Here is a 25,984-nt window from a genome sequence, read left to right as displayed (position 1 = left end):
TTTAGCTCGGTTCCACACCACAGACGAATTTTCTGAACAACTAGAAAAGAATACTACTGAGTGAGTAAATATTATGGTTGTAATGTTATTATGAATTTTTTGTTCTATTATTATTGCATTGTTATTTTTAATTTATACATTAGACTTCTTGCATTACTTGTTAAAAAATTGCAAATATTTGTAAAAAAGATACTAATAGAAAAATATAATTTTAATTAATTATGTTTTTTATTTAAAAATTTAATATTTTTCCACAACGAAAAATTAATTTATTATTTAAATTATTTAATTTTAAATAAATATTTTATGTTAAATATAATAATTGTAAATTATAAATTGAGGCAATTAAATTAAATCTTAAACCAAATCTTTTTCTTCGATTACGATATTTTTCTGTAATAATTTTAAATTTTTTAAGAATAGCAAAAATATTTTCAATAATAATTCTCATTTTTGAAACTAGTCTATTATATTGCTTTTGTTCTTTGTTTAAAGGGTTTTTCTTTGTTTTCTTTGTAGGTATTAGAACATTATTGTGATTTTTTTGTATTCCTTGATAACCACTATCAACTATTAATTTGGTATTTTTTAAAATTGGGATTTTTGATTCTTTAAATAAAGCATAATCATGTTTTTTTCCGAGCGAAAAACTTGTTGCAATAATTTTTTTGGTTTCTTGTTCGATAATTACTTGTGTTTTGATCGTGTGTTTTTTCTTTTTACCAGAATAAGATTGTTTTTGTCTTTTTTTGGGCGTTGGATTGGAGTTTCGGTAGCATCAATAATAATAGTTTTATCATTAAAATAATCATTTATTAGTGCTTTTTTACCAGCAAGTTGTTGAAAATCAGAGTTTTTAATTAAAATATCTTCAATTCACTTAATATTACGATAACAATTAGCCTCACTAATATCAAAACTTTTACCAAGATGAAAATAAGTCTGATATTCTCGTCAATATAATAAAGTCATCAATAATCTATTTTCTAATGATAATTTATTAGTTTTACCACCTTTTTTAAATTTTTCTATTTCAGCAACTTTTAAAATATCTAACATTTTATTAAAAGTGGATTTTTTTATTCCTGTTAATCTTAATCATTCTCTATCATTAAGAGTATTAAATTTATTATTGTTCATATTTTTATGTCCTCATAAATTATATTTTATAATAATATTTTAATAAAAAAGGGTATCGCAAGAAGTCTATTAGTACAATATTTGCGAGTTTATCAAGATTTAAATAATGCTTTACGTAGTTTATTTGGTTTAGCATGAATTATTTCCTTTTTTCAAAAAGTTTTAAAAATTAAAGCATAATTAATTATAAGTAAGATAAAATAATCGTATAGAGGAGAGAGTGGTTTCAATGAAGAAAAAAATTGCAATTTTAGGAGATTCATTAACATTTGGTTATTTACCAATGGGAAGTGGTAAGATGCCAGAAGCGGATAATTGACCGGCAAAATTAGCAAATTTATTAACTCAACATTATCAAACAACAGAAATTGAAATTCAAACTAATGCACAACCAGGACGAACAATTATTAAACCATTAATTGATTTTGGGTTTCCACAAGATAATGGGATGAATAGTTTATTAGCATTGTACCAAAAAGCGAGTCCGTTTGATTTGTTTATCGTTTTTTTAGGAACAAACGATTATTTTGGTTATGATGCGTATGCAAAGTTAAAAGAAATCGCAGACTATCCAATTGAAGAAAAAATCGTTACTTCATTAGGACAATTAATTAATCAAATTAAAAATTTTCATCGTGATAATCATGAAGAAATTAATTATAAAATATTAGTTGTTTGTCCACCAAAAGCATTAACAATGCATAATGGTGAATTATTAACTTCATTACCAAGTGCTTATCAAAAATATTTTGCTAATTTAACAATTCCTGTTGTTAATTTACAACTAACTGCTAATCCACATGTAGAAGATCAAACAACATATGATGGAATTCACTATACGCCATCTGAAACTTCAGCGGTAGCACAAGCCATTTTTGATGTTATTATTAATGACAATTTATTAGCAGTAAATTAATGTATTTTGTAAAACATTGTGAAAGGAATAAATAAGAATGATTCTTGGTGTTTATGGTTATATTGGTACGGGTAAAACTAGTGCTTGTGAATATCTGCAAAATAAATATCATTTAACTTATTTAAACGCTGATCAAATTGCTAAAGAAATTATGCAGGAAAAAACTACTTTAATATTTTTAAACAAAACTTTTCCTGGGGTTGTTAAAGATGGCGTTTTAGATCGCCCTTCTTTAGGAACAATTATTTTTACTAATCAAACAGCTAATACAAAGTTAAATAGTTATTTGTGACCAAAAGTAAGAGACAAGATATTAACAATAATTAATAATAATCCGGCGCAAGATTTTTTAATTGAAGCGGTGGGACTTAATATCTTACCTTTAACTTTTAGAGCTAAGATTTTGATTACAGCTAGGGAAAAAACAGTTTTAGCACGAATTGCCGCTCGTGATCAACAATCAGCATCGCAAACAAAACAATTATTAAAAATTCAGAAGGCTTTATTTAAAGATATTAAACCAGACTATCAAGTTAAAACCACTGCATCATTACAATTTTTATATAATCAATTAGATGAAATAATGAGAGAAATATTAGGAGATAAACAGTAATGCATCGTTTTTTTGCAATAACATTAGAACATAATTATTTTGTTTTAACAGCTGATGATGTTAAACAAATTAAACAAGTTTTACGCTTAAAAGATAATAGACTTCTTGCGATACCCTTTTTTATTAAAATATTATTATAAAATATAATTTATGAGGACATAAAAATATGAACAATAATAAATTTAATACTCTTAATGATAGAGAATGGTTAAGATTAACAGGAATAAAAAAATCCACTTTTAATAAAATGTTAGATATTTTAAAAGTTGCTGAAATAGAAAAATTTAAAAAAGGTGGTAAAACTAATAAATTATCATTAGAAAATAGATTATTGATGACTTTATTATATTGACGAGAATATCAGACTTATTTTCATCTTGGTAAAAGTTTTGATATTAGTGAGGCTAATTGTTATCGTAATATTAAGTGAATTGAAGATATTTTAATTAAAAACTCTGATTTTCAACAACTTGCTGGTAAAAAAGCACTAATAAATGATTATTTTAATGATAAAACTATTATTATTGATGCTACCGAAACTCCAATCCAACGCCCAAAAAAAGACAAAAACAATCTTATTCTGGTAAAAAGAAAAAACACACGATCAAAACACAAGTAATTATCGAACAAGAAACCAAAAAAATTATTGCAACAAGTTTTTCGCTCGGAAAAAAACATGATTATGCTTTATTTAAAGAATCAAAAATCCCAATTTTAAAAAATACCAAATTAATAGTTGATAGTGGTTATCAAGGAATACAAAAAAATCACAATAATGTTCTAATACCTACAAAGAAAACAAAGAAAAACCCTTTAAACAAAGAACAAAAGCAATATAATAGACTAGTTTCAAAAATGAGAATTATTATTGAAAATATTTTTGCTATTCTTAAAAAATTTAAAATTATTACAGAAAAATATCGTAATCGAAGAAAAAGATTTGGTTTAAGATTTAATTTAATTGCCTCAATTTATAATTTACAATTATTATATTTAACATAAAATATTTATTTAAAATTAAATAATTTAAATAATAAATTAATTTTTCGTTGTGGAAAAATATTAAATTTTTAAATAAAAAACATAATTAATTAAAATTATATTTTTCTATTAGTATCTTTTTTACAAATATTTGCAATTTTTTAACAAGTAATGCAAGAAGTCTAATGAACAAATCATTTGTATTTATAATGCTGAACATTATTTAACAACAATTGAAGTTGTTCCAGCACAAAATTATTTATTTAAGTTAACAAAAAAATTAAAACAAAATCACGAAAGTTCAATTAAGATTCGTTTAATTGCTGGTTTAATTCGCAATACAAAATGAGATTATTTATTGCAAAAAGCTACTGAATTAGGTGTTAATGAAATCATTCCCTTTCAGTTTAAACGTTGTGTGGTACAATTAAAAGGTGAAAATAACATTAAAAAAATTGAGCGTTGAACAAAAATTTGTAAAGAAGCTAGTGAACAATCATATCGAAATCAAATCCCTTTAATAAGTAATGTTGAGAGTGATTTAAAAGTTTTACAAAAATATCAGAGTGATGTGAACCTTGTTTGTTATGAAAAAGTGGGGCAAAATTCACAACTAAAGGATTTTTTACACCAAGACTTTACAACAGTTACTATTGTAATTGGACCAGAAGGTGGCTTTACGACAGAAGAAATTACGGTTTTAACAGCGAATGGTTATAATCTAGTTTCACTAGGACAACGTATTTTGCGAGCAGAAACAGCACCGTTAGCTATTTTAGCAATGATTATGTATGAAAAAGAGTTATAGGAGAAAATAAGAATGACAAAAGTAGTATCGATTAAAGCACTAGTTAGTGTTGCAAATATAATATTATATACCGCTTTAGTATTAATTTTTTTAATTCTAGGATTACAAAAATGAAATATTGCGGCAGTAACAGGATATAAAATTGGTTATGTCTTAATTGGCTTTGCGACTATTATTTTTATTATTTATCATTTAGTTCGAATTAATGAATTGAAAAAAACTCCATTACAATTATTACGTAAGCATATTATTTTTATGCAAGTTTTTTATATTGGTCAATATTTAATTTTTGATATTAGTTTATTTTTTTTAATTTTAGCTAATGCCAAAGTTTTAAATCCAACGCAAATTTGTATTTTTTGATATGTTTGGTTTCCAACTGTTTTTGTTGGAACAATTGCTTTTTCTGTTTTAGAGTCAATTGTTCGTGTTGAAGAACGAATTTTTATTGTAAAGAAAAATTGGCAGGACTCTGAGTTATGAGAAAAAGAACAACAAGAATGTGATGATAAGCTAATATTAGAAAAAAAAGATTCCACAAAAAAAACACAAAATCCTTTTTTTGATGATGATAAAAATAGTAATTAGTTTATAATTAGTGCAAAGGATAATTAATAAAGGAGTATGAAGAAATGAAGAAATTTTCAGTTTTACTAACCAGTATTTCATTAACAACAGTCGTTAGTGCAAATGTTATTGCATGTTTACCTCAACCAAAAGATGACGGGAATAATGCTATTGGTGATAAATTAGATTTAAGTTTATTTGCTTTTGATAAAATAGGTAATAAATTTAATTTGAAAAAAGATAATGTCATCGAAAATAATCAAGTTGATTTAAAAACAGGAATAACAAAAGGAATTCAAGACCTTGCGTCAATTTATTTACCTTGAAATGAAGTTGACGTGACAGTTTCAGCTATTACACCAAAACCAACTTTTAAACAAGTATATGTTAAAATGCAAGCAAAAGATGGGGCAAAATCAATTAAAGGTTCAGTAGTGTGAGGAAATGCCGAAGCAAAACCACCAACATATGTTGATCTTCGTCCTAGTTTAAAAGATTGACAACCAGAAGGACAACAAACATTAACTGTTAGCGCAGAAGGTGAATTAGAAGCAGCAGCTTTTACAGCGTTAGGGGGAGCCGCTCTAGGCAAAACCACTTTAACAGAACTTGGTTTAAGAGGGAAATATGATCAAGCAAGTAATTCTTATACTGTTTCAGCTGATGGTACAACAAGTGATTTCTTTGCAACGAGTGATTTTATTTTTAATGCAGTTATTAAGTAAATAATACTACCAACCACTTAACAAAAATGAAAGGTGCATAGTGAGGTGCTTTTATGTTAAAGATTGGAACAATTGGAACTGGGAATATTGTTAGTGAATTTATTGAAGCTTGTCGGGAAGTAACGGGAGTTGAAGTTAGTTGTCTTTACTCGCGTAGTTTAGAAAAAGCGAAAATTTTTGCGTTAAAAAATAATTTATCAGTGCGAATAGTTGATAATTTTGAAGATATGCTTGATCATATTGATATTATTTATATTGCTTCCCCAAATGGGTTACATTATCAACAAGCAAAATATTTTTTACAGCAGCAAAAATATGTTTTAATTGAAAAACCAGCAACTTTTTTAGCGCAAGAGTTAATTGAATTAAGAGAGGTAGCGATTATTAATAATGTTTTTTTAATGGAATCTTTTAAACCAATCCATTTGCCAGCATATCAGGTTTTACAAGAAAACGTTAATCGAATGCATCCTTTTTTAGCAACATTTCATTGTAACCAATATTCAAGTCGGATGAAAGAAGTTTTATTAGATGATTATAATTCTGTTTTTGATGAAATCTTAGGGAAAGGTTCGTTATATGATATGTTAATTTATCCAGTTGAACTAGCGGTGGCATTGTTTGGCCCAGTGAAAGATGTTAAGGCAATGAGTCATAAGTTAAAAAACGGTGTTGATATTAACAACGTTGTTCTCTTACGTCATCATAGTAATATTTTAACAAATATTGTTTGTTCAAAAGCAGCGGTTGGGATTAGTGCTAGTGAAATTTTAAGTTATGATGCAACAATTAATTTTACTAATTTAACAAAATTAGAAACAATTAGCGTATATAACCGTTTAACAAATAAAACAACGATGATTCCCTTACCAGCTGAATATCAGAATAAAATGTATTATGAATTACAACATTTTGTGAATATAATAAATACAGGGAACTATTCTGAAATGCAACGCTTATTAGATTATTCTATTGCTGCAATTCGCATTTTAGAGGCAGTACAAGTTAACGAAGAACAACAGGGAGAACTATTATGAAATTAAATAAATATATTGATCATACTTTATTAAAACCAGATGCCACAACGACGGATATTAAGCAGTTATGTCTTGAAGCAAAACAATATGATTTTGCTGCAGTTTGTATTAATCCAACATATGTATTATTAGCTAATGAATTATTGCAAGATAGCAATGTTAATGTTTGTGTTGTTGTTGGCTTTCCATTAGGAGCAAATACAACAGCAACAAAAGTAACAGAAATTACTAATGCTTTACAAGATGGCGCCAATGAAATTGACATGGTAATGAATATTAGTCAGTTTAAATCAAATAATTATGATCTAGTAGCAGCTGATATGATGGCATGTAAAAAAGCGGCCGGAACAGCTGTTGTTAAAGTTATTTTAGAAACATATTTATTATCAGACGCAGAAATTATTAAAGCATGTCAATTAGCTGAACAAGCAGAGGTTGATTTTGTTAAAACGTCAACTGGTTTTAGTAAAGCAGGAGCAACAACGGCGAATGTCAAGTTAATGAAAGAAACAGTTGGTAATCGTTTGCAAGTTAAAGCAGCCGGGGGCGTTCGTAGTAAAGCTGATGTTTTAGCAATGATTGCGGGGGGAGCAACTAGAATTGGAACTAGTGGTGGTGTTGCTATTATGCAAGATAAAACACACTTAACGGGCTATTAATTAAAACAAATAGAAAAGTGGGAAGAAGAATGTACATTTTAAAAAATGAAAACTTAACAGCACAGATTAGTAAAAATCCTTTTGAATTAGTTTCATTAAAAAAAGATGGCAAAGAATATGTTTATCAACAGGATAGCACTTGAAAAAAATCATGACCAATTTGTTTTCCAATTACAGGAAAATTAATTAATGACCAATATCGCCTGGATGATAAAACATATCATATGACAGGGTATGGTTTTTTTCGTGCTATTACTGACTGAAAAGTTGTTACACAGACAACGGAGATGTTAGTTGTTGAGTATGTTGCAGCAAAAACTTTTTATGACCAATATCCGTTTACCTTTAAACTAGAAGTAACATATAAATTAGTAGGAACTGAGCTAATTAATAAGGTTAAAATTACTAATCTTGATTCAAAACCATTACCTTATAATTTTGGGTGGCATCCAGCGTTTATTTGTGATGATCATTTAGGAAAAATTATTTTTGATCAACCTCAAATAGTTACGCATATTCCTGGCGGTGCTTTTTTAGGAACAACAATGACAACAGAAGTTAAAAATGAAATTGGATTAGATGAGTATGATTTTGCGACAGGGCAATGTTACGCTTTATTAAATCAAACAACTGAACAAGTATTAATTGTTGATCCAATCCGAGTTATCCGCTTAACAACAAAGGGTTATCCTAATGTTTTGGTTTGAAAATGTCAAAATGATGCAAAATATATTTGTGTTGAACCATGAGATGGTCATCAAGATGATGTTAATTATGCAACAACACCATTTGATCAAAAACCATGAATTAATCATCTTGCTCCACAAGCAACAAAAGAATATTTATTACAAGTTGAATTAAAAAAATAAAACCTCTTAATTTCTTAAGAGGTTTTAATCAATTAAATGAATATTATTTTAAAGGTTACAATAACCAAGCAGGGGGGCTGCTTGATGCCTAAAGAAAATATTGGGTAGGAAAATATGATCAGTAGATTTTTTATTGTAAAAAGTTTTTTACTTTTGTAAATTGTAAATGCAAGTGCAACAAATCTATTAATTAAATAATAACATAAAAAAGACATAAAAAATGTATTATATTAATTAATATCAAATTGGAGGAATATAATAGACTTCTTGCGATACCCTTTTTTATTAAAATATTATTATAAAATATAATTTATGAGGACATAAAAATATGAACAATAATAAATTTAATACTCTTAATGATAGAGAATGGTTAAGATTAACAGGAATAAAAAAATCCACTTTTAATAAAATGTTAGATATTTTAAAAGTTGCTGAAATAGAAAAATTTAAAAAAGGTGGTAAAACTAATAAATTATCATTAGAAAATAGATTATTGATGACTTTATTAGACTTCTTGCGATACCCTTTTTTATTAAAATATTATTATAAAATATAATTTATGAGGACATAAAAATATGAACAATAATAAATTTAATACTCTTAATGATAGAGAATGGTTAAGATTAACAGGAATAAAAAAATCCACTTTTAATAAAATGTTAGATATTTTAAAAGTTGCTGAAATAGAAAAATTTAAAAAAGGTGGTAAAACTAATAAATTATCATTAGAAAATAGATTATTGATGACTTTATTATATTGACGAGAATATCAGACTTATTTTCATCTTGATAAAAGTTTTGATATTAGTGAGGCTAATTGTTATCGTAATATTAAGTGAATTGAAGATATTTTAATTAAAAACTCTGATTTTCAACAACTTGCTGGTAAAAAAGCACTAATAAATGATTATTTTAATGATAAAACTATTATTATTGATGCTACCGAAACTCCAATCCAACGCCCAAAAAAAGACAAAAACAATCTTATTCTGGTAAAAAGAAAAAACACACGATCAAAACACAAGTAATTATCGAACAAGAAACCAAAAAAATTATTGCAACAAGTTTTTCGCTCGGAAAAAAATATGATTATGCTTTATTTAAAGAATCAAAAATCCCAATTTTAAAAAATACCAAATTAATAGTTGATAGTGGTTATCAAGGAATACAAAAAAATCACAATAATGTTCTAATACCTACAAAGAAAACAAAGAAAAACCCTTTAAACAAAGAACAAAAGCAATATAATAGACTAGTTTCAAAAATGAGAATTATTATTGAAAATATTTTTGCTATTCTTAAAAAATTTAAAATTATTACAGAAAAATATCGTAATCGAAGAAAAAGATTTGGTTTAAGATTTAATTTAATTGCCTCAATTTATAATTTACAATTATTATATTTAACATAAAATATTTATTTAAAATTAAATAATTTAAATAATAAATTAATTTTTCGTTGTGGAAAAATATTAAATTTTTAAATAAAAAACATAATTAATTAAAATTATATTTTTCTATTAGTATCTTTTTTACAAATATTTGCAATTTTTTAACAAGTAATGCAAGAAGTCTATTTATTAAAGTAACATTATCAGCAGTAATCATTAAAAAGTAAGCAGTTTTTAATTTTTGATTACCATATTGCAAATTCATATATCAATTTTTTCAATTTGTTAACTGAGTTTTTTTAAACTCAGTTTTTTCTTTGAGTAATAATTTATCAATATTTTTAATTTGTTTGTTAAATTCATACGGAATTTGAATTTTACAAATTTCAAAATCAATATCTATTGTTTTAAAAATGCTTGCTAATTTATAGATAGGAGTATCACGCTCTTGTTGATTAGCCAACGAAATATCAACAGCTTCAATACGATAAACAACACTAGTTTTATGTTTAAATTTAATGGTATTGTTTTCTATTTTTTGAATTTGACTAATTTTTAAAACATCATTATTTTGTTTTTTAACAAAAATATATTTGAATGCAGTTCAAATAACGCTGTATACTTTGTTTCCATTTTTTGTTGGAAACATTAAAATTAAGCTTGTTAATCACATAAAAATGGTAATAAGCACACTAGCGATTATTTGATACTTAAATAGAAAAGAAAATATCAACGCTGTAATTAAAAAATCAATTACAATAATTCCAATTTCAACTTTACCAATACCACCAAGAGCATTAGAAATCGTAAAACGAATTTTACTGGCTCGTTTTGTAATAATGCGTGCTTTATTATCATCCATAATTATTCACCCCCTAGGTTTTTTGTTGCTTGTTGTTTGTCAAGTCAAGCAACAATCTTTTTAAATTCTGCTTGATAAAGATTGATTAAGTACTGTCCTTGTCAAATTTCACTTTTTAAATGGCGGTTGCTATCAGCGTCATATATTCAAATCATATATTCATCATTCTTTTTAATACTAACAGCAAACATTTTACCGTTACGCGACCCGTGAATACATTTTTTACTAATTCACACCGACAACCCCCTATGCTTGGGGATAGAAAATAAACTGGCCTTTTCGGTTTCGCGTTTTAGTTTTCTGCGTGCCATAATGTTAACTGTTGTTCACTTGTTTTCTTTTGTTTCCATATTTTATGTTTCCTTTCTAAGCGTTTTTAACGCATTGAGTTAATTCTTTTATTCATTAAAATAACTTTCACTGCGTTACAAACGACAATTTAAAATTTATTTATCAGTGAACCACTGATTAATTTTTTCACTTGTTTTGCTGTTTTGATTTTTATAATCGCCAGTGAATGCGTTTTTAAATTGTGCCTTGGCAACATTTTTAAACCCGTGTTCTTTCGCCCCAGCTTGATATGCACGAACCGCTCCAATTCCACGAGCAGTTTTCTTACTTAAACTATAACTTGCCTTCACACCACTAACTGTCAATGCACCACCAGTCATAAAGGTATTGGTTGCTATTTTCAACCCCATTATATTACCAATCCCGTCACTCAACGATGTAGTACCACCCAACAGTGAGGATAAGAGTTGCGGTGATTTCACAACAACAATGCCAAAAGCAAAAATACCTAATAAAGTAAAAATTGGTCTTGTTGTTGGGTCGGGAATGGCTTTGCCAATTTCCGCGAACACCGACATACTCCATAAGAACAAACTATATGCCAAGAAAACCATATTAAAACTAATAAAGCGAGCAACAGTTAATTCTTTTCAGTTTTTAAATCTTCGTCCCTCATCTTGAATTGCTGATACTATCACAACGGGCGATAATACATAAAGAATTAATAGTTCAGCCGTGCGTCAAAATAAAAACAATGCAATCAACAAGAAAATGTAAATCATAAAGCCCTCTGAAAACAAACACAGCAAATAATTAAAATGCCCACTATCTGTAAACGTTCAACTCACTGGCACATAATCAAAGTCGTGCATACCATTATCAAACGACGAATTAAATATAAACAACCCGATATTTTGAAGCTTCAAGTTACTTGCTTGCATAATCGCTTGTGTTAGCAAGTTAACAATAATATTCAAGGTATAGAAAATAACTGGTATTGTCGGAATAGCTACAAACAATAAAATCATATTACGCAATGTCATTCTTAACTTGTTATGTTTTTCATCAGCCAATATTATTTCAATCATCCGCCCTGCCAATAGCAACGCCAATATTATTCCCGCAATTGATAACATCATAATAAATAACATCGGCACACCACTAGCAGTATTATTTTCAAACAACAAACGATTTGCCAAATTCCCACCCGACATAAAATAAATTATGTCTTGGAATTTATTTAAAAGCCACAACAACGGTTTTATGAAAATAATATATAAAACCATAAATACCGCGTCCATAATTTTACCAAGCAACCAACTTGGTGCGTCCCCACCACCATCACTCACTGATTGATTATATTGTATAAACATTTCTGAGGAGTTAGTGCTAGTAAAATGATTGATTGTGTCAGGGGTAAATATTGCTATAATCGCGGCGATGATAGCAACAATAATAACCGCTATTAACATCAACGGCAAAAATGATATAATAAGAAAGATAACCATTTTCTTAATCATATTATTGACAATGGCTATGACATTTTTAAATGATGTTGGTTTTATCTTGGCCGATTTGCCAACACGAAAAGGGTTTTTTAACCCTTTTTTATTTTGGACCATATTTTCTTTTTCCCCCTTACGCAATGCCTAAAATAACATCTTTTAGACCCAATACAATTGCACTCGCAAGAATAACAATTCCCAAACAAACCCCCACTCAGGTTACACGAGAAATCGTTTCTCTGCGTTGTTCGGCGTTTTTGGCAAATTTCCCAGCAATGCCATAATATGCTACCATAACAATACCAATTGTTACTGCTAACCCGATTAGAATTGGCATTCCAACGGAAATAATTTTATTACCGATTTCTTGCAAGTTAGTTGACCCACTTGTCGCTAACAACATCATATCTACCACCTCCTTTCATTTGTTTATTTAATTTCTTTTTCTTTCTAACGTCACAAATGCCTTTGCAGAAACCAGTTATAAAACCTAAAAGACCTAGTATTTTTCTAAATACTCACCACGCCGGACGAGCAAAAAGACAGATAAGAATAAGCACAGCAAAGAAAATTGTTCAATTCATGTTATTTCCCTCTTTTTTCTTTTTCGGCTTCTTCTTCGGCTTGTATTTCTGCTAAGGATTTGTCTTCTCTAATTCTTCACGCTTTTTGTTTTTTATCGCGGATTGGTCCTAAAATAAACCGGTCAACCACAAATTTTCATAACAACCACCCAAGAAGAGCAAAACCCGCAAGCGACCCAACAACAATTCCAACAATTGCTAAACCAGTTAAACCACCTTTTTTATTATCTGGTACATTACTGTTTTTTATTTGTAAAGTAAATTGTTCTGCTGTGACATTGTTGTATTTAACAATAATGTTGACTTTATCGTTTGGGTTAAATTCAGTTTGGTTTAGTTGAAACGAAACTTTGTTTACATCATAATTGCTAGTATTTACCGCAGGAATTGTGATATCACTTGGAATTTGTTTATTTAATTGCTCTACTACTTGCTCTTTTGTCAACGGTTCTTTCGAAGCAAGTTTACCATTGGTTTTAAACCAATCAGCAAGAGCAGTTGCAAATTGACTATCACTAGCTAGTTGCTGTCAGTTTTTACTTTCTTCAAACAATTTATTCAATTGACTAGCATCGTAGCCACGGATATTATCATGTCCATTTGCTTTGGCTCACATTTCAAACTGTTTACCATTATCAGTATCAAAATAATTTGCTACTTGTTTGTCCTTTGCAATTTGTAAATAAACATTATTGGTATGACCTAAGTTATCTGCCAGTTCAACAACATATTTACCATTTGTTGTTGCCAACTGTGAGCCATCAAGTTTAATCCCACTTGTTGGGTCAATGGTGCTTGATTGTGATGTTTTATTTCATTGCTCATCACAACCATACACAACCCCAGTTATAACACTACTTGGTGTTGGTTTAACCATTGTAATAACACTTTCACTATTCGCATAAGAGAATGTGTTAACTGGGTTTGTGATATTGCTATCATCAATTTGCCCTAGATAATCTTTTATTACCGTTGCTTTTGATGATGTTGGTGTTACATCAATTTTTAAGTCAACCACTGTCGCTGGTACAACATTATAAGTTACATCAACAGAACCTTTGTAGCTTTTACTATCATCACGTGCTTTTAAAGTTGCTTTGTTGTTGTCTTTTTTCTCAATTGTAATTTGTGAAAAATCATCAATGACATTGCCGTTTTTCTGATTAACAGCAGTGAAAATAGTATTATCGTTGTTATCAATGATAGTACCTAAATCAGTAGTTTTTATTAAATCAATTAGAGTTTGTTGCACTGGTGGGCTTGGTGGATCTATTTTTGCCTGCATAGAGACCGTAATTTCACTGGTATATTGCTTACCACCCAAAGTAAACATTACTTGTAAATTATGGTCTCGTGGTGCAGTTTCGGGTTTAACATTGATTTTTCATTGTTTATTTGTTTGTCCTTGTTGGACATTATCAAACATAACTTTATTAATGTTTGGGTTAGCAATATCAATGTTAACCTCCCCATCAACCGCAATCAAGTCGTTTCGTGTTCAAGTTTGCGTTTTACTACTATCCACCAAAGTAAACTGACTTTGTTGTTTTGTTCACGACAAAGCAGATTGAAAAACAAATGTACCCGTAGAACTACTAAAATAAATATTGTCATCATTGTTGCGGTTAATAGAAGAAGTATATTCATTTATTGCATTAAATTTATTTGCTGTTGTTTCACCATTTTTTAACAAATAAATTCCATCAGCAACACCGAAGTAAACATTAGACTTCTTGCATTACTTGTTAAAAAATTGCAAATATTTGTAAAAAAGATACTAATAGAAAAATATAATTTTAATTAATTATGTTTTTTATTTAAAAATTTAATATTTTTCCACAACGAAAAATTAATTTATTATTTAAATTATTTAATTTTAAATAAATATTTTATGTTAAATATAATAATTGTAAATTATAAATTGAGGCAATTAAATTAAATCTTAAACCAAATCTTTTTCTTCGATTACGATATTTTTCTGTAATAATTTTAAATTTTTTAAGAATAGCAAAAATATTTTCAATAATAATTCTCATTTTTGAAACTAGTCTATTATATTGCTTTTGTTCTTTGTTTAAAGGGTTTTTCTTTGTTTTCTTTGTAGGTATTAGAACATTATTGTGATTTTTTTGTATTCCTTGATAACCACTATCAACTATTAATTTGGTATTTTTTAAAATTGGGATTTTTGATTCTTTAAATAAAGCATAATCATGTTTTTTTCCGAGCGAAAAACTTGTTGCAATAATTTTTTTGGTTTCTTGTTCGATAATTACTTGTGTTTTGATCGTGTGTTTTTTCTTTTTACCAGAATAAGATTGTTTTTGTCTTTTTTTGGGCGTTGGATTGGAGTTTCGGTAGCATCAATAATAATAGTTTTATCATTAAAATAATCATTTATTAGTGCTTTTTTACCAGCAAGTTGTTGAAAATCAGAGTTTTTAATTAAAATATCTTCAATTCACTTAATATTACGATAACAATTAGCCTCACTAATATCAAAACTTTTACCAAGATGAAAATAAGTCTGATATTCTCGTCAATATAATAAAGTCATCAATAATCTATTTTCTAATGATAACTTATTAGTTTTACCACCTTTTTTAAATTTTTCTATTTCAGCAACTTTTAAAATATCTAACATTTTATTAAAAGTGGATTTTTTTATTCCTGTTAATCTTAACCATTCTCTATCATTAAGAGTATTAAATTTATTATTGTTCATATTTTTATGTCCTCATAAATTATATTTTATAATAATATTTTAATAAAAAATGGTATCGCAAGAAGTCTATTATCATTACTATCAACGGCAATGGAATTAACAGTTTTATCAATACCATCAATTTTTGTTGATGTTGTTGAACCTTGTTTCAACACATACGCACTATTGTTTGTTCCAAAATAAATGTTATTTGAACTATCAACAGTAAGCGAGTTAATAGTACTAGTTATTATTGCATTAAATTTATTTGCTGTTGTTTCACCATTTTTTAACAAATAAATTCCATCAGCAACACCGAAGTAAACATTATCATTACTATCAACGGCAATGGAATTAACAGTTTTATCAATACCGTTAATTTTTGTTGATGTTGATTGACCTTTTTTTAAAACAAACGCACCACTTTCTCCTACATTATGACTAAAGTAAATGCTATGGAATGGCAAGGGTTTTTTGGACAAATTTTATGTAGAGTAAAGATTTTTATATTCAATTGGTGTTAAATAATTTAATTTGCTGTGAATTCGTACATTATTGTATCAATTAACATAGTCAAATAATTCTAATTTAAATTGTTCAATATTTTTAAATTTTCTGTTTTTAATTAATTCTGTTTTTAAAATTTTATAGGTTGATTCAGAAACAGCATTATCATAAGGACAGCCTGGTTTACTATAAGATTTTGCAACATTGTTTTTAGCTAAAAGATTGTAAATGATATTGTTATTAAATTCGCTGCCTTGATCAGTATGAAATATTTTAATATTATCTAAAGAAAAACTAAGCTTTTTAAAAGTATTTTCAACTAATTTGGCATCTTTATGAGAACTAACATCATAACCAATAACTTCACGATTAAATAAATCAATTAGAAAGCACACATAATATCATTTGCTATTGATAGCAACTTGTGTTAAATCACTGACAACAACTTCATGTAGTTTATAATTATTAAATTCTTGATTTAACAAATTATGATATTTGTATGTAGCGTTTTTGTTACTTTGATGTTTATATTTAAGTTTTGTATAATTGGAAATTAAGTTATATCTTTGCATTATTTTACTAATTTTTATTCGTGATAATAAAATATTTTGTTGTGCTAACATAACTTTAATTTTTCTTGTACCATAATTTTTACGACTTTTTAAGAAAATACTGATAACAGCATTATCAATAGTATGGTTTGATTTAGGATTATTTGATTTCAATTGATAATAAAACGTTGATCTAGGAACTTTTAGTGTTTTGCATAAATTAGTAATTGCATATTTTTCTTTGTTGTTTTTAATAATTACTATTTTTTGCCTATTATCAGTGTGGCTTGCTTTAAAATATCATTTTCCATTCGTAATTGTTTAATTTCTTTTCTTAGATGAATTAGTTCATTTTCTTCTGGGCTTCGATTATCTTTTGCTTTAAATGAACCAGAATTATTGAATTCATAAATTCATTTTCAAACTGTTGATTTACCGACCTGATAGTCACTGGACAATTGTTTTGCTGTTTTACCTGTTTTATAAAGACTAACAATTTGTTGTTTAAATTCATCGGTATAATGATTCTTTGCCATAATTACACCTCCATTTATTAATTTAATTATAATCCTTACTCCACATTATTGTTGTCCAATTTATCTTAACCCATCCAAAAATATCTTCAATTAACTTAATATTACGATAACAATTAGCCTCACTAATATCAAAACTTTTACCAAGATGAAAATAAGTCTGATATTCTCGTCAATATAATAAAGTCATCAATAATCTATTTTCTAATGATAATTTATTAGTTTTACCACCTTTTTTAAATTTTTCTATTTCAGCAACTTTTAAAATATCTAACATTTTATTAAAAGTGGATTTTTTTATTCCTGTTAATCTTAACCATTCTCTATCATTAAGAGTATTAAATTTATTATTGTTCATATTTTTATGTCCTCATAAATTATATTTTATAATAATATTTTAATAAAAAAGGGTATCGCAAGAAGTCTAATAAATCACACATATCCTGGCAAACCAAAAAAGGTTCCGTGGACATTTAAAAAGAAATATGGATATCAACGATTTTCAATTACACCAGGTGTACTTCCTGGTCAAGTAAAATGATCACCAGAAAGACAACGTAATTCACCTCTAATCATTGCATAAGCACAATATCCTAGTAAAACAAGTACATATTTTCAAAAGTTTGTGCGAAAAAATTGTTTTAACTTAATTTCTTGCTTATTTTCCATAAAAAATAGAACATAAACAACAAACGCAATTGGATTGGTCATATGATCAATAACGGTTGTAATTCAGCCTAAAGCACCACCTGGTAGGGGGTGTGTTGGTAGTAGTAAAAAATTATATATAATAAAAGTAATGGTAATATAACAAGCTGCAGCTAGGGCAACTGGATATGATTGAATTTTATTTTTATTTTCTTGATGATGGCGAATTCCACTAATTAAGAATCAGAATAAGATTCCTAAGTTTGATAAACAAGTAAAAGTTGTAAAAAAATCTAATGTATATACTGTGTAATCACCATGGTAATGGTTAATAATATCATTTTGATTGAGAATCCCATTGACAAATGCTCATGTTAAGATGGCAATTCCAACTATTGCAAAAAATAGTTTATAAATTTGCTTTCAAATTAATTTTATTTTTAAAGTCATTTATAACTATTTCTTCTTGATTCTTGGTTGATTTGTAGTAATTCTAATAATCCTGCAATTACTACCATAATATTTTAGCATTAATTAATTTAAAAGATAGACAAACTAATAAAAATGATATGGGTCTGGCAAAAATAATGTTTTTTTTTGAAAAAGGTATACATTTGAAATAAAATTGGGTAAGATAATATAAACCTAAATTATAAGGTTTAATTAGAAGAGGTGTAATAATGTCAAAAAAAGAACTAGCAGAGTTAATTGCGGGACAATTTAATTTATTAAAATCGCAAGCGGGAGAAATTGTCGACTTTGCTTTTGATAGAATTAAAGAAAATTTAGTCACGGGAAATGAAGTTGCAATTGCCGGATTTGGGAAATTTTTTGTATCAGCAAGAGCAGCAAGAGAAGGAAGAAATCCAGCTACTAGTGAAACAATTAAAATTCCAGCTTCTAAAGCAGCTAAATTCAAAGCAGCTAAACAATTAAAAGATGCATTAAACTAATCAACAGTTAGTTAAGAATTTATTGTAATGTTAAATAATTTATTTAACAAGGGCAGTATTAATAAGTGGCGATTTTTGTTGAGCCATTACAAATTAATAAATTTGTCAGAAGAACAGTTAGTGTTAATCATGTTGATTATGAACTGTTCTTCTTCTGATAAAAGGTTCATCACTCCGTTAGAAATTGCTAATCATTCCAATTTTACGGAAACAAAAGCAAAAAGCATGTTAGATCAATTAAAACAAGAAGGTTTTATTGATATTAAGATGAAAAAAGATGTTTTAGAAATGGATCTATCACCAATTTTCAACAAAATTATTATCGCAATCGAAAATTTAGAGTTAAATGTTGAAAAAAAGATTTTGTTTGACCAAGTCAATCAAATTTTACAAAACCCTTTAACCGAACACGAAAAAGCCACTTTAAATACTTACTTAGAGAATAAAATTTCTGATTTTCAATTAACCCTAATTATCACTAATCATCAAGAAACAAAAATGACGTTTAAAGAACTTATTAAGTTTATTGATAATTATCTTAAAAATAAACCAAAATCATTAACTAAGTACAATTGATTAATTGATTAAGAACTGGTTTAAAGTCAAGAAAATTAGGAAGGGTCGGAAAAAGTTCATAGCCATTTTCTTCAAAAAAAGAAACTGGGATTTGTTTTGTTGGCATTAGTTTTATTCATTCTGTTAATTTCTGATATGATAGGATAAAATAACGATTATAATGATGAAAATAAATAATAATAAAACTAATGCCATGATGTTTTTTAACTAAAGCTAATTGTTTTAACTGATGTGCTTTAATATTGTTTAAGTTGAATTTTTGCTGATTGGTTTCTTTTACTTCAAATTCGATATAATGGCCTTGATAAAGACTATAATAATCACAACCAGTTTTTTCTTTAAAATAACCTTTTATGATTATGTGTTGATCTTTTTCCAACGAAATAATATTGACTGCTCGTTTAAAAAAGAGGCCAATATTATGGTCAAAATATTTTTGAATAGTATAATTAAGTAAAGATTCTAAAAACATTCCACGATTATTGGGTAGGTGCATACTTGTTTCCTCATTCAATAATATAACAAAAAAAGGACACTTGTTCCTTGCAAAAGAGGTGTTAAAATGAAAACAATTAAATTGCGAGCAGTTGATATCATTAATAAGGAATTTCAGGTTGATTATCAAGGCTATGATCCGAATGAAGTTGATATGTTTTTGGATATGATTGCCACTGATTATCGTGTTTTTGAAGGCATTACTAATGATTTCAATAAAGAAATTAAATATTTGCGTCAGCAAATAAATGATTTGCAAGATAAGAATGATGTTTTAAGAGCCCAACTTGATGAAACAAAAGCCCAAAAAGCACGATTAGAAGAAGAAGGTTTTTCAAAAGCTGATCTAATAAAACGAATCCATAATTTAGAAGGTAAGATAAAAAATGACTAAATTTTAACAAATGGTTATTAGTAAAATTAACACTTTATTTTTAGATATAGTATAATTATTATGAGTTATAACAGAACTAGTTGCTATTAACAACAGTTAATAGAGGAAACTCCACGCTCGCACAATCTGCGATGATTGTAGTGTTTGTGCTAATTTAATTCATAAGATTAGGCATAAGGGATCCTTATGACGGCTGAAAAAAATCCTAAGTTATTATTAATATGGAATTTTTTCTATAAAAGTGCCACAGAAACGAGTTTTTAAAGAAATTTAAAAAATGGAACGGGTAAACCCCACAAGCGAGAAACCTAAATTTTGGTAAGGGAACTTCTTTTTTTCAAAACAGAAGAAAATAAGAAGATCAATTTTAAAAAATTGATAGATAAATAACTAGTATTTTATTTTATAAAATAAAAAAACAGAACGTGGGTTATGATGTTATGACTTTGCAAATAAAAATAGAGCCATCTATTTTTATTTTTTCTTTATTAAAATAAATTATAATTTATTTTGTTAAAAATTTATTGTGGTCTTGACTTTTTAAAAAGATAAATTATAATTTTTATAAATAATAAAGGAAAAAAATAATGAAAAAAAATAGTAACAATGATTTAACTGTGAAAAATGATAGGATTTGGGTTCGAATTAAATCATCATTATTTCACAAAGAATTATATAATCAAAGGTTGGTTACCTTTAAAATTACCGCTGCGGCAATCTTTTTAGCTGTCGCTGTTGGTTTAAGTTTATTAGAAATTTTTAATATTCCAACGCCATGAGGAGCAACCTTTGGTTTACGCTTTTTTGACACATTAGTGATTATTTATTCAATCTCAATTGTTGGGTTAGGGTTTGCGTTATTGGAGGGAATAGCTTTACCTTGGATTCATAATCTAATTGATGGTCACCACACTTGGATTGAAATGGCATTCTTTATGATTTCTAACATTCTAGTTGTTCTTATCACATGGTTTATCTATTATATCTTGCTTAATGCTTACTATAAAGTAGAAGTTCCAGAAGATATTGAAGATCATACAATTCATGAGTATCATCATGTTAAAAAGGCTCATGATCACCATCATAAAATTATTAGTATTGCTTGAACAAAGAAGATTTTAGCATTTGTAATTATTGTGCCATTGTGTGCTTTAGTTGAAACGTTATCATTTCTAATTGTTGCAAAAATTCTAGTAAATACTGGCCATTCTCATTTAGAAGAAGAATATGTTCATATGATTAACCACGGGATTAATATGTTATCCCCCGCAGTTAGTACACCAAACGAAATTATTAATTGACCAGATAGTGTTATTGTTGCTCACGCTGGTCATAACCATGATCACGACAATAATGGGATGGCGTCTATTTTCGAATCATGACAACATACTTTAATCTTTATTGGAATTTTCTTTGGAATTTTTATCGCAAAGTATATTGTTAATGCTACATTGTTTTTATTATTAGAACGACGAACAAGACAGTTGGTTGATCGATATGGAATATATGTCTAAAAAACTTTTTTAAAACATTAAAAAAGTTTTATTTTTTGTTATAATATAGAGATAAGAGAGTTTATTGATAAAACTTATTTGGAATAAGAGGTGAGTTTATGGGGAAAATTAAAGAGTTAATTGATATTAATAAGATTGAAAAAGACTTGGAGTATAACGAATTAAACCATAAAAATCAGACTCGTAAGCAACAAACGCCATTAGAAATGATGAAGGAAATTAAAGCACCGCGAATCGGTTTTTTTAAGTTGGTTGCAATTTATTATCGTCGCTATTTATGACGATCATTTACAATTTTATTTACTTTAGTTTTAAGTTCAACGTCAATTGTAACAATTACCCTTTTAATAAATAAGTTAATGACCCAAATTTTATTTGAATTTGGAAATGATCCGGGGGCAGTATCAACTGGTTTAGACTGATGAATTTGATTAATTATCATTGGTGTTGTCTTAGTAATCGGGGTTGTCACAACAAACATTCGTGAACGTGTTGGGGGAATGTTGGGACGGAATATTGAAATTGATGTTCGAAATGCCGTTCTAAATAACTTAGTTGATTTAAACATTGGTTATTATTCTGATAAAAAAATTGGAGAAACAATGACAAAATTAATTAATGATACGCAAATTATTGGGGATGAATCACAATTAACGCCAGCTAACTTAATTAGTATCCCAATTATCTTTATTGGAAGTGCAATCGTATTGTTAAATATTGATTGAAAATTAGCGTTAATTTGTTTAGGGGCAACCGCTTTATTTATGACAGCAGTTGCTGTAACATTCCGTTCACAAGCATCAGAAACAGAAAATGTTCGTGCTAAAATTACTGACGTTAATGGTGATGTGACTGATCGAATTGCTTCAATTGCTTTAATTAAAGCGACAGGAACAGAAGAATATGAACGTGTTCGTTTTGAACAAATTCATAAGGAATACTATCGTATTAATCGTCGTTTAAATCGTATTCAAGCGCGAATGACAACAATTATTATTCTTTGTGCATTAAGTTTAACTGTTATTGTTGTCTTATCAAGTATTATTTTATATGGTAATAAAGGGTCAGAAAGTACTAACCACATTATGAAAGTTTTACCAGCTTTTATTACAGGAGTTAATACATTAGCCTTCCCAATTTGAACATTAACTGGATTAGTACCAGGATTAGCGCGGGCAACAGCATCAACAAAAAGAATTATTCAATTAATTCGTGTTGATACAACAATTGAACCAAACCGTGACGCGCCAAATGTTAATGAAATCACTGGTGATATTGTTTTAAAAGATATTGTTTTTGAGTATCCAGAAAAACCGGGGGTTGTTATTTTACCAAAAACAACTTTAAAATTTGAAAAAGGAAAAAGTTATGCTTTTGTTGGCGAAACTGGAAGTGGAAAATCAACAATTTCAAAATTATTGTTACGCTTTTATGATCCAACAAGCGGAGAAGTTATTATTAATAATACTAATTTAAAAGATTTAAATTTAGCAAGTTACTTAACACATGTTGGTTATGTTGAACAAGAGCCAAAAATTTTATTTGGGGATGTTATTTATAATGTTCGTTATGGAATGTTTAATGCGACCGAAGAAGAAGTTATTGCAGCTTGTAAAAAAGCTAACTTACATGATTTAGTAATGGGCTGAAAAGATGGTTATAACACCATTTTAGGTGAACGTGGCTTTATGTTATCAGGAGGACAAAAACAACGGTTAGTTATTGCCCGAATGATTTTAAAAAATCCGCAAATCTTAATTTTAGATGAAGCAACAAGTGCGTTAGATAATATTGTTGAAAAAGAAATCCAAGCCGAATTAGAAAAAATTATGGTTGGTAAAACAACAATTTCAATTGCGCACCGATTAAGCACAATTAAAAATGTTGATGAAATTTTTGTCTTAGGAAAAGGGCAAGGAATTATTCAGAATGGAAAATATGATGAATTAGTTTCAATTGATGGTCCGTTCCGTGATCTTAATCGTGCCGGAAACCAAGGGCGGTAAAAAAGTGTTAAATGACACTTTTTCTTTTTGTTTAGTTAACAGGATTATTATTTTTAAATAAAGTGCTTTTAATAACAACTTGAAAATGGTAAAATATAGCAAATTTATTTTTAATTAGAAGGGTAATAAAGCATATGAAATTTAAAGAGTGAAAGCAACAATTACGTGATGGTTCAGAATTACAAATGTATGAATGAAAATTAGTAAACGACAAAGATATTAAAGGCGTTGTGCAATTAGTCCATGGGAGTGCGGAACATTCTTTGCGTTATGAAGATTTTGCAAAATTTTTAGTTGTTAATAATTATGTTGTTGTTGCCGAAGATCATCGCGGCCATGGGAAAACAGCGACTTGTTTTGAAGATTTAGGATTTTTTGCAGAAAAAGAAGGCTGAGAAAAAATTATTGATGATTTATATGAAGTAACAACTTATATTAAACATTGTTATCCTAATACGCCAATTGTGATGTTTGGTCACTCAATGGGATCATTTATGGTTCGCCATTATGCGATTAAATATGGAACAAATATTGCTGCTTTAGTTATTTGTGGAACAGCGCATTATCCAAAACGATTATTAAAATTTTCAGTTAAAATGGCTAGAATTGGTCAAAAACTTAAGGGACCAAAGTCAAAAGATAATTTTATTTATAAATTTTCTTATGCGCCACTAAATGTTCGTTATAAAGATGAAGGAGTCTTAGGAACAGAATGATTATCAACAGATAGAACCGTGCAAGAGGCATTTACAAATGATCCGCTAACAGGTCAAGTTTTTTCAACGAGTGCTTTTAAAGATATGTTTACGGGATTATTATTTATCACTAATAAAAAAATATTTAGTTAACACCAAATACTTTACCGTTGTTATTTATTGCTGGACAAGATGACCCGGTTGGCAAATATGGGAAGACAGTATTAAAAACCGTTGAATTGTATAAAAAAGCCGGTAAAAAAGTTAAAGTGAAATTATATCCAAATGCTCGTCATAAAATTTTAAATGAACCAATTAAACAAGAAATTTATCAAGATATTTTAAATTTTTACAATAAGAGTCTTTTTCGATAGTTGAAAGTCTAATTTTTATAAAAAAACAAAGAGTACCACTTTTTTTTTTTTTTTTTTTGCTTTAATATATTCAATAAGCAACAACGGACTATTTAAAATTTGTGAGGAGAAAAAATGAATTTACAAAATGGAATGTCAAATTTTAATATCCCAAGATCAATTCATTTTTTCTTTAATTCCTCATTGGAACGTGTTGCAATATTTTTTCTGGCAAGTATTATTTTATTTTATACAATCTTAAAAGTTGTTACTTATTTTTTTAGAATTTATGCAATTAAATTAAGATTAGGAGTACAAGCAACAAAATATTTTTTTAATGTAATCTTAATTGTTACTGAATTTATTATGACAATAATTTTACAAATGGTTTTTATAAAAATTTATGCTCTCGGTAATGATATTACTACTTATGCTGTGATTGAGACAGTGTTAGTTTTTCAATTTATGATTGGAATTATTATTTTAATGAACAAACAATTTTTAAATTATATTTTTAAATTAATGATGTTAATCTTTACTTCATTGTTATTTTCATTTTTAATGGGAAAACAATTATTGCTTTGACTTGATAAAATTCATAATCATCAAATCTTAGTTCTATGGTTAACATGAAGTATTTTAACCGGTTTTATTGTTGCAATTTTTTACTTATTTGATCTAAAAACAAAATTTGTACATGAGTTTGCTTTTCATTTGCTAATCTTTTTAATTACAATTAGTAATTTTGAAAGCCGACCAAATGATTTACGAGTTTTAAGACATTCGTTACTTTTAAAAATTTTATTAAAACTAATTAAAATTCTATGCTTACTAGATTTGTTTTTTTTGATGAAAACAGTCAAAAAAACAATGCAAAATTTATGAAAAATTACTGATAATAATGAAATCGAATTGGTTGAACTTTCATTATTATTAAATGCCCTTCATTTTTTTAATATTAGTCAAAAAAATGGTTTAGAAAGCTTACCAAATAAATTCTTAAAAAATGAAATTAATGGCTGAATGGGGTCGTTGCAAGAATAAAATAATGCTTAGATTAACTAATTCAATGGCTTATAAAAAACAATTTATTAACAAAGACAGCTTA

General features: G+C 27.6%; 36 protein-coding genes, 1 other RNA gene and 1 pseudogene. 23 read left to right on the top strand and 15 right to left on the bottom strand.

The window, feature by feature from the left end:
• Positions 1-304: 304 nt before the first annotated feature.
• Positions 305-703, bottom strand: coding sequence for a transposase family protein (locus MSROBK_RS14030; protein ID WP_242441474.1), 399 nt, complete (start codon positions 701-703; stop codon positions 305-307).
• The gene (locus MSROBK_RS14025; protein ID WP_040092446.1) at positions 688-1,140 is read right to left on the bottom strand and encodes an IS5 family transposase; all 453 of its coding nucleotides are present in this window, start codon (positions 1,138-1,140) and stop codon (positions 688-690) included. The genes MSROBK_RS14030 and MSROBK_RS14025 overlap by 16 nt, the downstream gene beginning before the upstream one ends.
• Positions 1,141-1,369: 229 nt before the next feature.
• Between MSROBK_RS14025 and MSROBK_RS08010 the strand changes: the two genes are divergently transcribed.
• From MSROBK_RS08010 to MSROBK_RS14005, 14 genes and pseudogenes are all read left to right on the top strand, one after another.
• Positions 1,370-2,056 (top strand): SGNH/GDSL hydrolase family protein, encoded by a 687-nt coding sequence (locus tag MSROBK_RS08010; RefSeq protein ID WP_040093863.1) that lies wholly within the window; start codon positions 1,370-1,372, stop codon positions 2,054-2,056.
• Between the two features lie 37 nt (positions 2,057-2,093).
• A complete protein-coding gene (gene coaE, locus MSROBK_RS08005) occupies positions 2,094-2,669 on the top strand; it encodes a dephospho-CoA kinase (protein ID WP_040093862.1) in 576 nt (191 codons plus the stop codon).
• Entirely contained in the window at positions 2,669-2,809 is a 141-nt protein-coding gene (locus MSROBK_RS08000) for a hypothetical protein (RefSeq protein ID WP_227991197.1), read from the top strand. Before coaE ends, MSROBK_RS08000 begins: the two co-directional genes overlap by 1 nt.
• Before the next feature lie 26 nt (positions 2,810-2,835).
• A complete protein-coding gene (locus MSROBK_RS14020; protein ID WP_040092446.1) occupies positions 2,836-3,288 on the top strand; it encodes an IS5 family transposase in 453 nt (150 codons plus the stop codon).
• On the top strand, positions 3,273-3,671 hold the full coding sequence (locus MSROBK_RS14015) for a transposase family protein (RefSeq protein WP_242441474.1): 399 nt from the start codon (positions 3,273-3,275) through the stop codon (positions 3,669-3,671). Before MSROBK_RS14020 ends, MSROBK_RS14015 begins: the two co-directional genes overlap by 16 nt.
• A 169-nt stretch (positions 3,672-3,840) precedes the next feature.
• Positions 3,841-4,458, top strand: a pseudogene (locus tag MSROBK_RS07990) (RsmE family RNA methyltransferase); the annotation flags it as partial.
• Positions 4,459-4,470: 12 nt separating this feature from the next.
• Positions 4,471-5,046, top strand: coding sequence for a hypothetical protein (locus tag MSROBK_RS07985; protein ID WP_040093861.1), 576 nt, complete (start codon positions 4,471-4,473; stop codon positions 5,044-5,046).
• A gap of 44 nt (positions 5,047-5,090) precedes the next feature.
• A complete protein-coding gene (locus tag MSROBK_RS07980; RefSeq protein WP_040093860.1) occupies positions 5,091-5,750 on the top strand; it encodes a hypothetical protein in 660 nt (219 codons plus the stop codon).
• 53 nt (positions 5,751-5,803) lie between these two features.
• Positions 5,804-6,793, top strand: coding sequence for a Gfo/Idh/MocA family protein (locus MSROBK_RS07975; RefSeq protein WP_040093858.1), 990 nt, complete (start codon positions 5,804-5,806; stop codon positions 6,791-6,793).
• Positions 6,784-7,446, top strand: coding sequence for a deoxyribose-phosphate aldolase (deoC, locus tag MSROBK_RS07970; protein WP_040093857.1), 663 nt, complete (start codon positions 6,784-6,786; stop codon positions 7,444-7,446). Before MSROBK_RS07975 ends, deoC begins: the two co-directional genes overlap by 10 nt.
• A 29-nt stretch (positions 7,447-7,475) precedes the next feature.
• On the top strand, positions 7,476-8,315 hold the full coding sequence (locus MSROBK_RS07965) for an aldose epimerase family protein (RefSeq protein WP_040093856.1): 840 nt from the start codon (positions 7,476-7,478) through the stop codon (positions 8,313-8,315).
• Between the two features lie 328 nt (positions 8,316-8,643).
• Positions 8,644-8,871, top strand: a complete 228-nt coding sequence (locus MSROBK_RS07960) for a hypothetical protein (protein WP_052443528.1) — start codon at positions 8,644-8,646, stop codon at positions 8,869-8,871.
• Positions 8,872-8,890: 19 nt separating this feature from the next.
• Positions 8,891-9,343, top strand: a complete 453-nt coding sequence (locus MSROBK_RS14010) for an IS5 family transposase (RefSeq protein WP_040093083.1) — start codon at positions 8,891-8,893, stop codon at positions 9,341-9,343.
• Positions 9,328-9,726, top strand: coding sequence for a transposase (locus tag MSROBK_RS14005; RefSeq protein WP_416375046.1), 399 nt, complete (start codon positions 9,328-9,330; stop codon positions 9,724-9,726). Before MSROBK_RS14010 ends, MSROBK_RS14005 begins: the two co-directional genes overlap by 16 nt.
• Before the next feature lie 85 nt (positions 9,727-9,811).
• Here MSROBK_RS14005 and MSROBK_RS07950 read toward each other — a convergent pair whose 3' ends face one another.
• From MSROBK_RS07950 to MSROBK_RS07900, 12 genes are all read right to left on the bottom strand, one after another.
• On the bottom strand, positions 9,812-10,567 hold the full coding sequence (locus MSROBK_RS07950) for a hypothetical protein (RefSeq protein ID WP_040093855.1): 756 nt from the start codon (positions 10,565-10,567) through the stop codon (positions 9,812-9,814).
• Positions 10,568-10,569: 2 nt separating this feature from the next.
• Positions 10,570-10,917: a hypothetical protein gene (locus tag MSROBK_RS07945; RefSeq protein WP_040093853.1), complete on the bottom strand. Its 348-nt coding sequence runs from the start codon at positions 10,915-10,917 to the stop codon at positions 10,570-10,572.
• 96 nt (positions 10,918-11,013) lie between these two features.
• The gene (locus MSROBK_RS07940; RefSeq protein WP_040093852.1) at positions 11,014-12,480 is read right to left on the bottom strand and encodes an Mbov_0396 family ICE element transmembrane protein; all 1,467 of its coding nucleotides are present in this window, start codon (positions 12,478-12,480) and stop codon (positions 11,014-11,016) included.
• A 16-nt stretch (positions 12,481-12,496) separates the two neighbouring features.
• On the bottom strand, positions 12,497-12,769 hold the full coding sequence (locus tag MSROBK_RS07935; RefSeq protein ID WP_040093851.1) for an Mbov_0395 family pilin-like conjugal transfer protein: 273 nt from the start codon (positions 12,767-12,769) through the stop codon (positions 12,497-12,499).
• A 179-nt stretch (positions 12,770-12,948) separates the two neighbouring features.
• Positions 12,949-14,640 carry a hypothetical protein gene (locus MSROBK_RS07930; protein ID WP_040093847.1) on the bottom strand — a complete coding sequence of 564 codons (1,692 nt, stop codon included), beginning with the start codon at positions 14,638-14,640 and terminating at the stop codon, positions 12,949-12,951.
• A gap of 196 nt (positions 14,641-14,836) precedes the next feature.
• Complete coding sequence (locus MSROBK_RS14000) at positions 14,837-15,235, bottom strand: transposase family protein (protein WP_242441474.1); 399 nt, start codon at positions 15,233-15,235, stop codon at positions 14,837-14,839.
• A complete protein-coding gene (locus MSROBK_RS13995; RefSeq protein WP_040092446.1) occupies positions 15,220-15,672 on the bottom strand; it encodes an IS5 family transposase in 453 nt (150 codons plus the stop codon). The genes MSROBK_RS14000 and MSROBK_RS13995 overlap by 16 nt, the downstream gene beginning before the upstream one ends.
• A gap of 26 nt (positions 15,673-15,698) precedes the next feature.
• Entirely contained in the window at positions 15,699-16,133 is a 435-nt protein-coding gene (locus MSROBK_RS07920) for a hypothetical protein (RefSeq protein ID WP_159373254.1), read from the bottom strand.
• A 3-nt stretch (positions 16,134-16,136) separates the two neighbouring features.
• Positions 16,137-16,937: an IS3 family transposase gene (locus tag MSROBK_RS07915; RefSeq protein ID WP_206780852.1), complete on the bottom strand. Its 801-nt coding sequence runs from the start codon at positions 16,935-16,937 to the stop codon at positions 16,137-16,139.
• Positions 16,938-16,969: 32 nt separating this feature from the next.
• Entirely contained in the window at positions 16,970-17,245 is a 276-nt protein-coding gene (locus MSROBK_RS07910; RefSeq protein ID WP_040092565.1) for an IS3 family transposase, read from the bottom strand.
• Positions 17,246-17,267: 22 nt separating this feature from the next.
• A complete protein-coding gene (locus MSROBK_RS07905; protein WP_052443527.1) occupies positions 17,268-17,600 on the bottom strand; it encodes an IS5 family transposase in 333 nt (110 codons plus the stop codon).
• Between the two features lie 26 nt (positions 17,601-17,626).
• Positions 17,627-18,340, bottom strand: a complete 714-nt coding sequence (locus tag MSROBK_RS07900; protein ID WP_206780826.1) for a Pr6Pr family membrane protein — start codon at positions 18,338-18,340, stop codon at positions 17,627-17,629.
• A 230-nt stretch (positions 18,341-18,570) separates the two neighbouring features.
• On the opposite strand from MSROBK_RS07900, the gene MSROBK_RS07895 reads away from it, so the two are divergent.
• Together MSROBK_RS07895 and MSROBK_RS07890 are read left to right on the top strand one after the other, a co-directional pair.
• Entirely contained in the window at positions 18,571-18,843 is a 273-nt protein-coding gene (locus MSROBK_RS07895) for an HU family DNA-binding protein (RefSeq protein ID WP_040093842.1), read from the top strand.
• Positions 18,844-18,921: 78 nt separating this feature from the next.
• Positions 18,922-19,431 carry a DnaD family protein gene (locus tag MSROBK_RS07890; protein ID WP_258267085.1) on the top strand — a complete coding sequence of 170 codons (510 nt, stop codon included), beginning with the start codon at positions 18,922-18,924 and terminating at the stop codon, positions 19,429-19,431.
• Here the strand turns inward: MSROBK_RS07890 and MSROBK_RS07885 are convergent.
• Entirely contained in the window at positions 19,406-19,891 is a 486-nt protein-coding gene (locus MSROBK_RS07885) for a Holliday junction resolvase RecU (protein ID WP_227991564.1), read from the bottom strand. The genes MSROBK_RS07890 and MSROBK_RS07885 overlap by 26 nt on opposite strands.
• Before the next feature lie 90 nt (positions 19,892-19,981).
• Here MSROBK_RS07885 and MSROBK_RS07880 point away from each other — a divergent pair, with 90 nt between their 5' ends.
• From MSROBK_RS07880 to MSROBK_RS07855, 7 genes are all read left to right on the top strand, one after another.
• The gene (locus MSROBK_RS07880; protein WP_040093836.1) at positions 19,982-20,308 is read left to right on the top strand and encodes a DivIVA domain-containing protein; all 327 of its coding nucleotides are present in this window, start codon (positions 19,982-19,984) and stop codon (positions 20,306-20,308) included.
• Between the two features lie 68 nt (positions 20,309-20,376).
• An RNA gene (gene rnpB / locus MSROBK_RS07875) (RNase P RNA component class B) lies at positions 20,377-20,746 on the top strand.
• Between the two features lie 248 nt (positions 20,747-20,994).
• Complete coding sequence (locus MSROBK_RS07870; protein WP_227991195.1) at positions 20,995-21,822, top strand: hypothetical protein; 828 nt, start codon at positions 20,995-20,997, stop codon at positions 21,820-21,822.
• A gap of 98 nt (positions 21,823-21,920) precedes the next feature.
• A complete protein-coding gene (locus tag MSROBK_RS07865; RefSeq protein ID WP_040093830.1) occupies positions 21,921-23,828 on the top strand; it encodes an ABC transporter ATP-binding protein in 1,908 nt (635 codons plus the stop codon).
• Positions 23,829-23,962: 134 nt separating this feature from the next.
• Positions 23,963-24,676, top strand: coding sequence for an alpha/beta fold hydrolase (locus MSROBK_RS07860; RefSeq protein ID WP_258267084.1), 714 nt, complete (start codon positions 23,963-23,965; stop codon positions 24,674-24,676).
• Between the two features lie 17 nt (positions 24,677-24,693).
• Positions 24,694-24,897, top strand: a complete 204-nt coding sequence (locus MSROBK_RS12175) for a prolyl oligopeptidase family serine peptidase (RefSeq protein ID WP_255516886.1) — start codon at positions 24,694-24,696, stop codon at positions 24,895-24,897.
• 114 nt (positions 24,898-25,011) lie between these two features.
• The gene (locus tag MSROBK_RS07855; RefSeq protein ID WP_040093828.1) at positions 25,012-25,920 is read left to right on the top strand and encodes a hypothetical protein; all 909 of its coding nucleotides are present in this window, start codon (positions 25,012-25,014) and stop codon (positions 25,918-25,920) included.
• The last annotated feature ends 64 nt before the right edge of the window (positions 25,921-25,984 follow it).

It is taken from the genome of Spiroplasma poulsonii (assembly GCF_009866525.1).
Taxonomy (GTDB): domain Bacteria; phylum Bacillota_I; class Bacilli_A; order Mycoplasmatales; family Mycoplasmataceae; genus Spiroplasma; species Spiroplasma poulsonii.
Note: the sequence above shows the minus strand (reverse complement) of the source record. Positions and strands in the feature narration are given on the sequence as shown.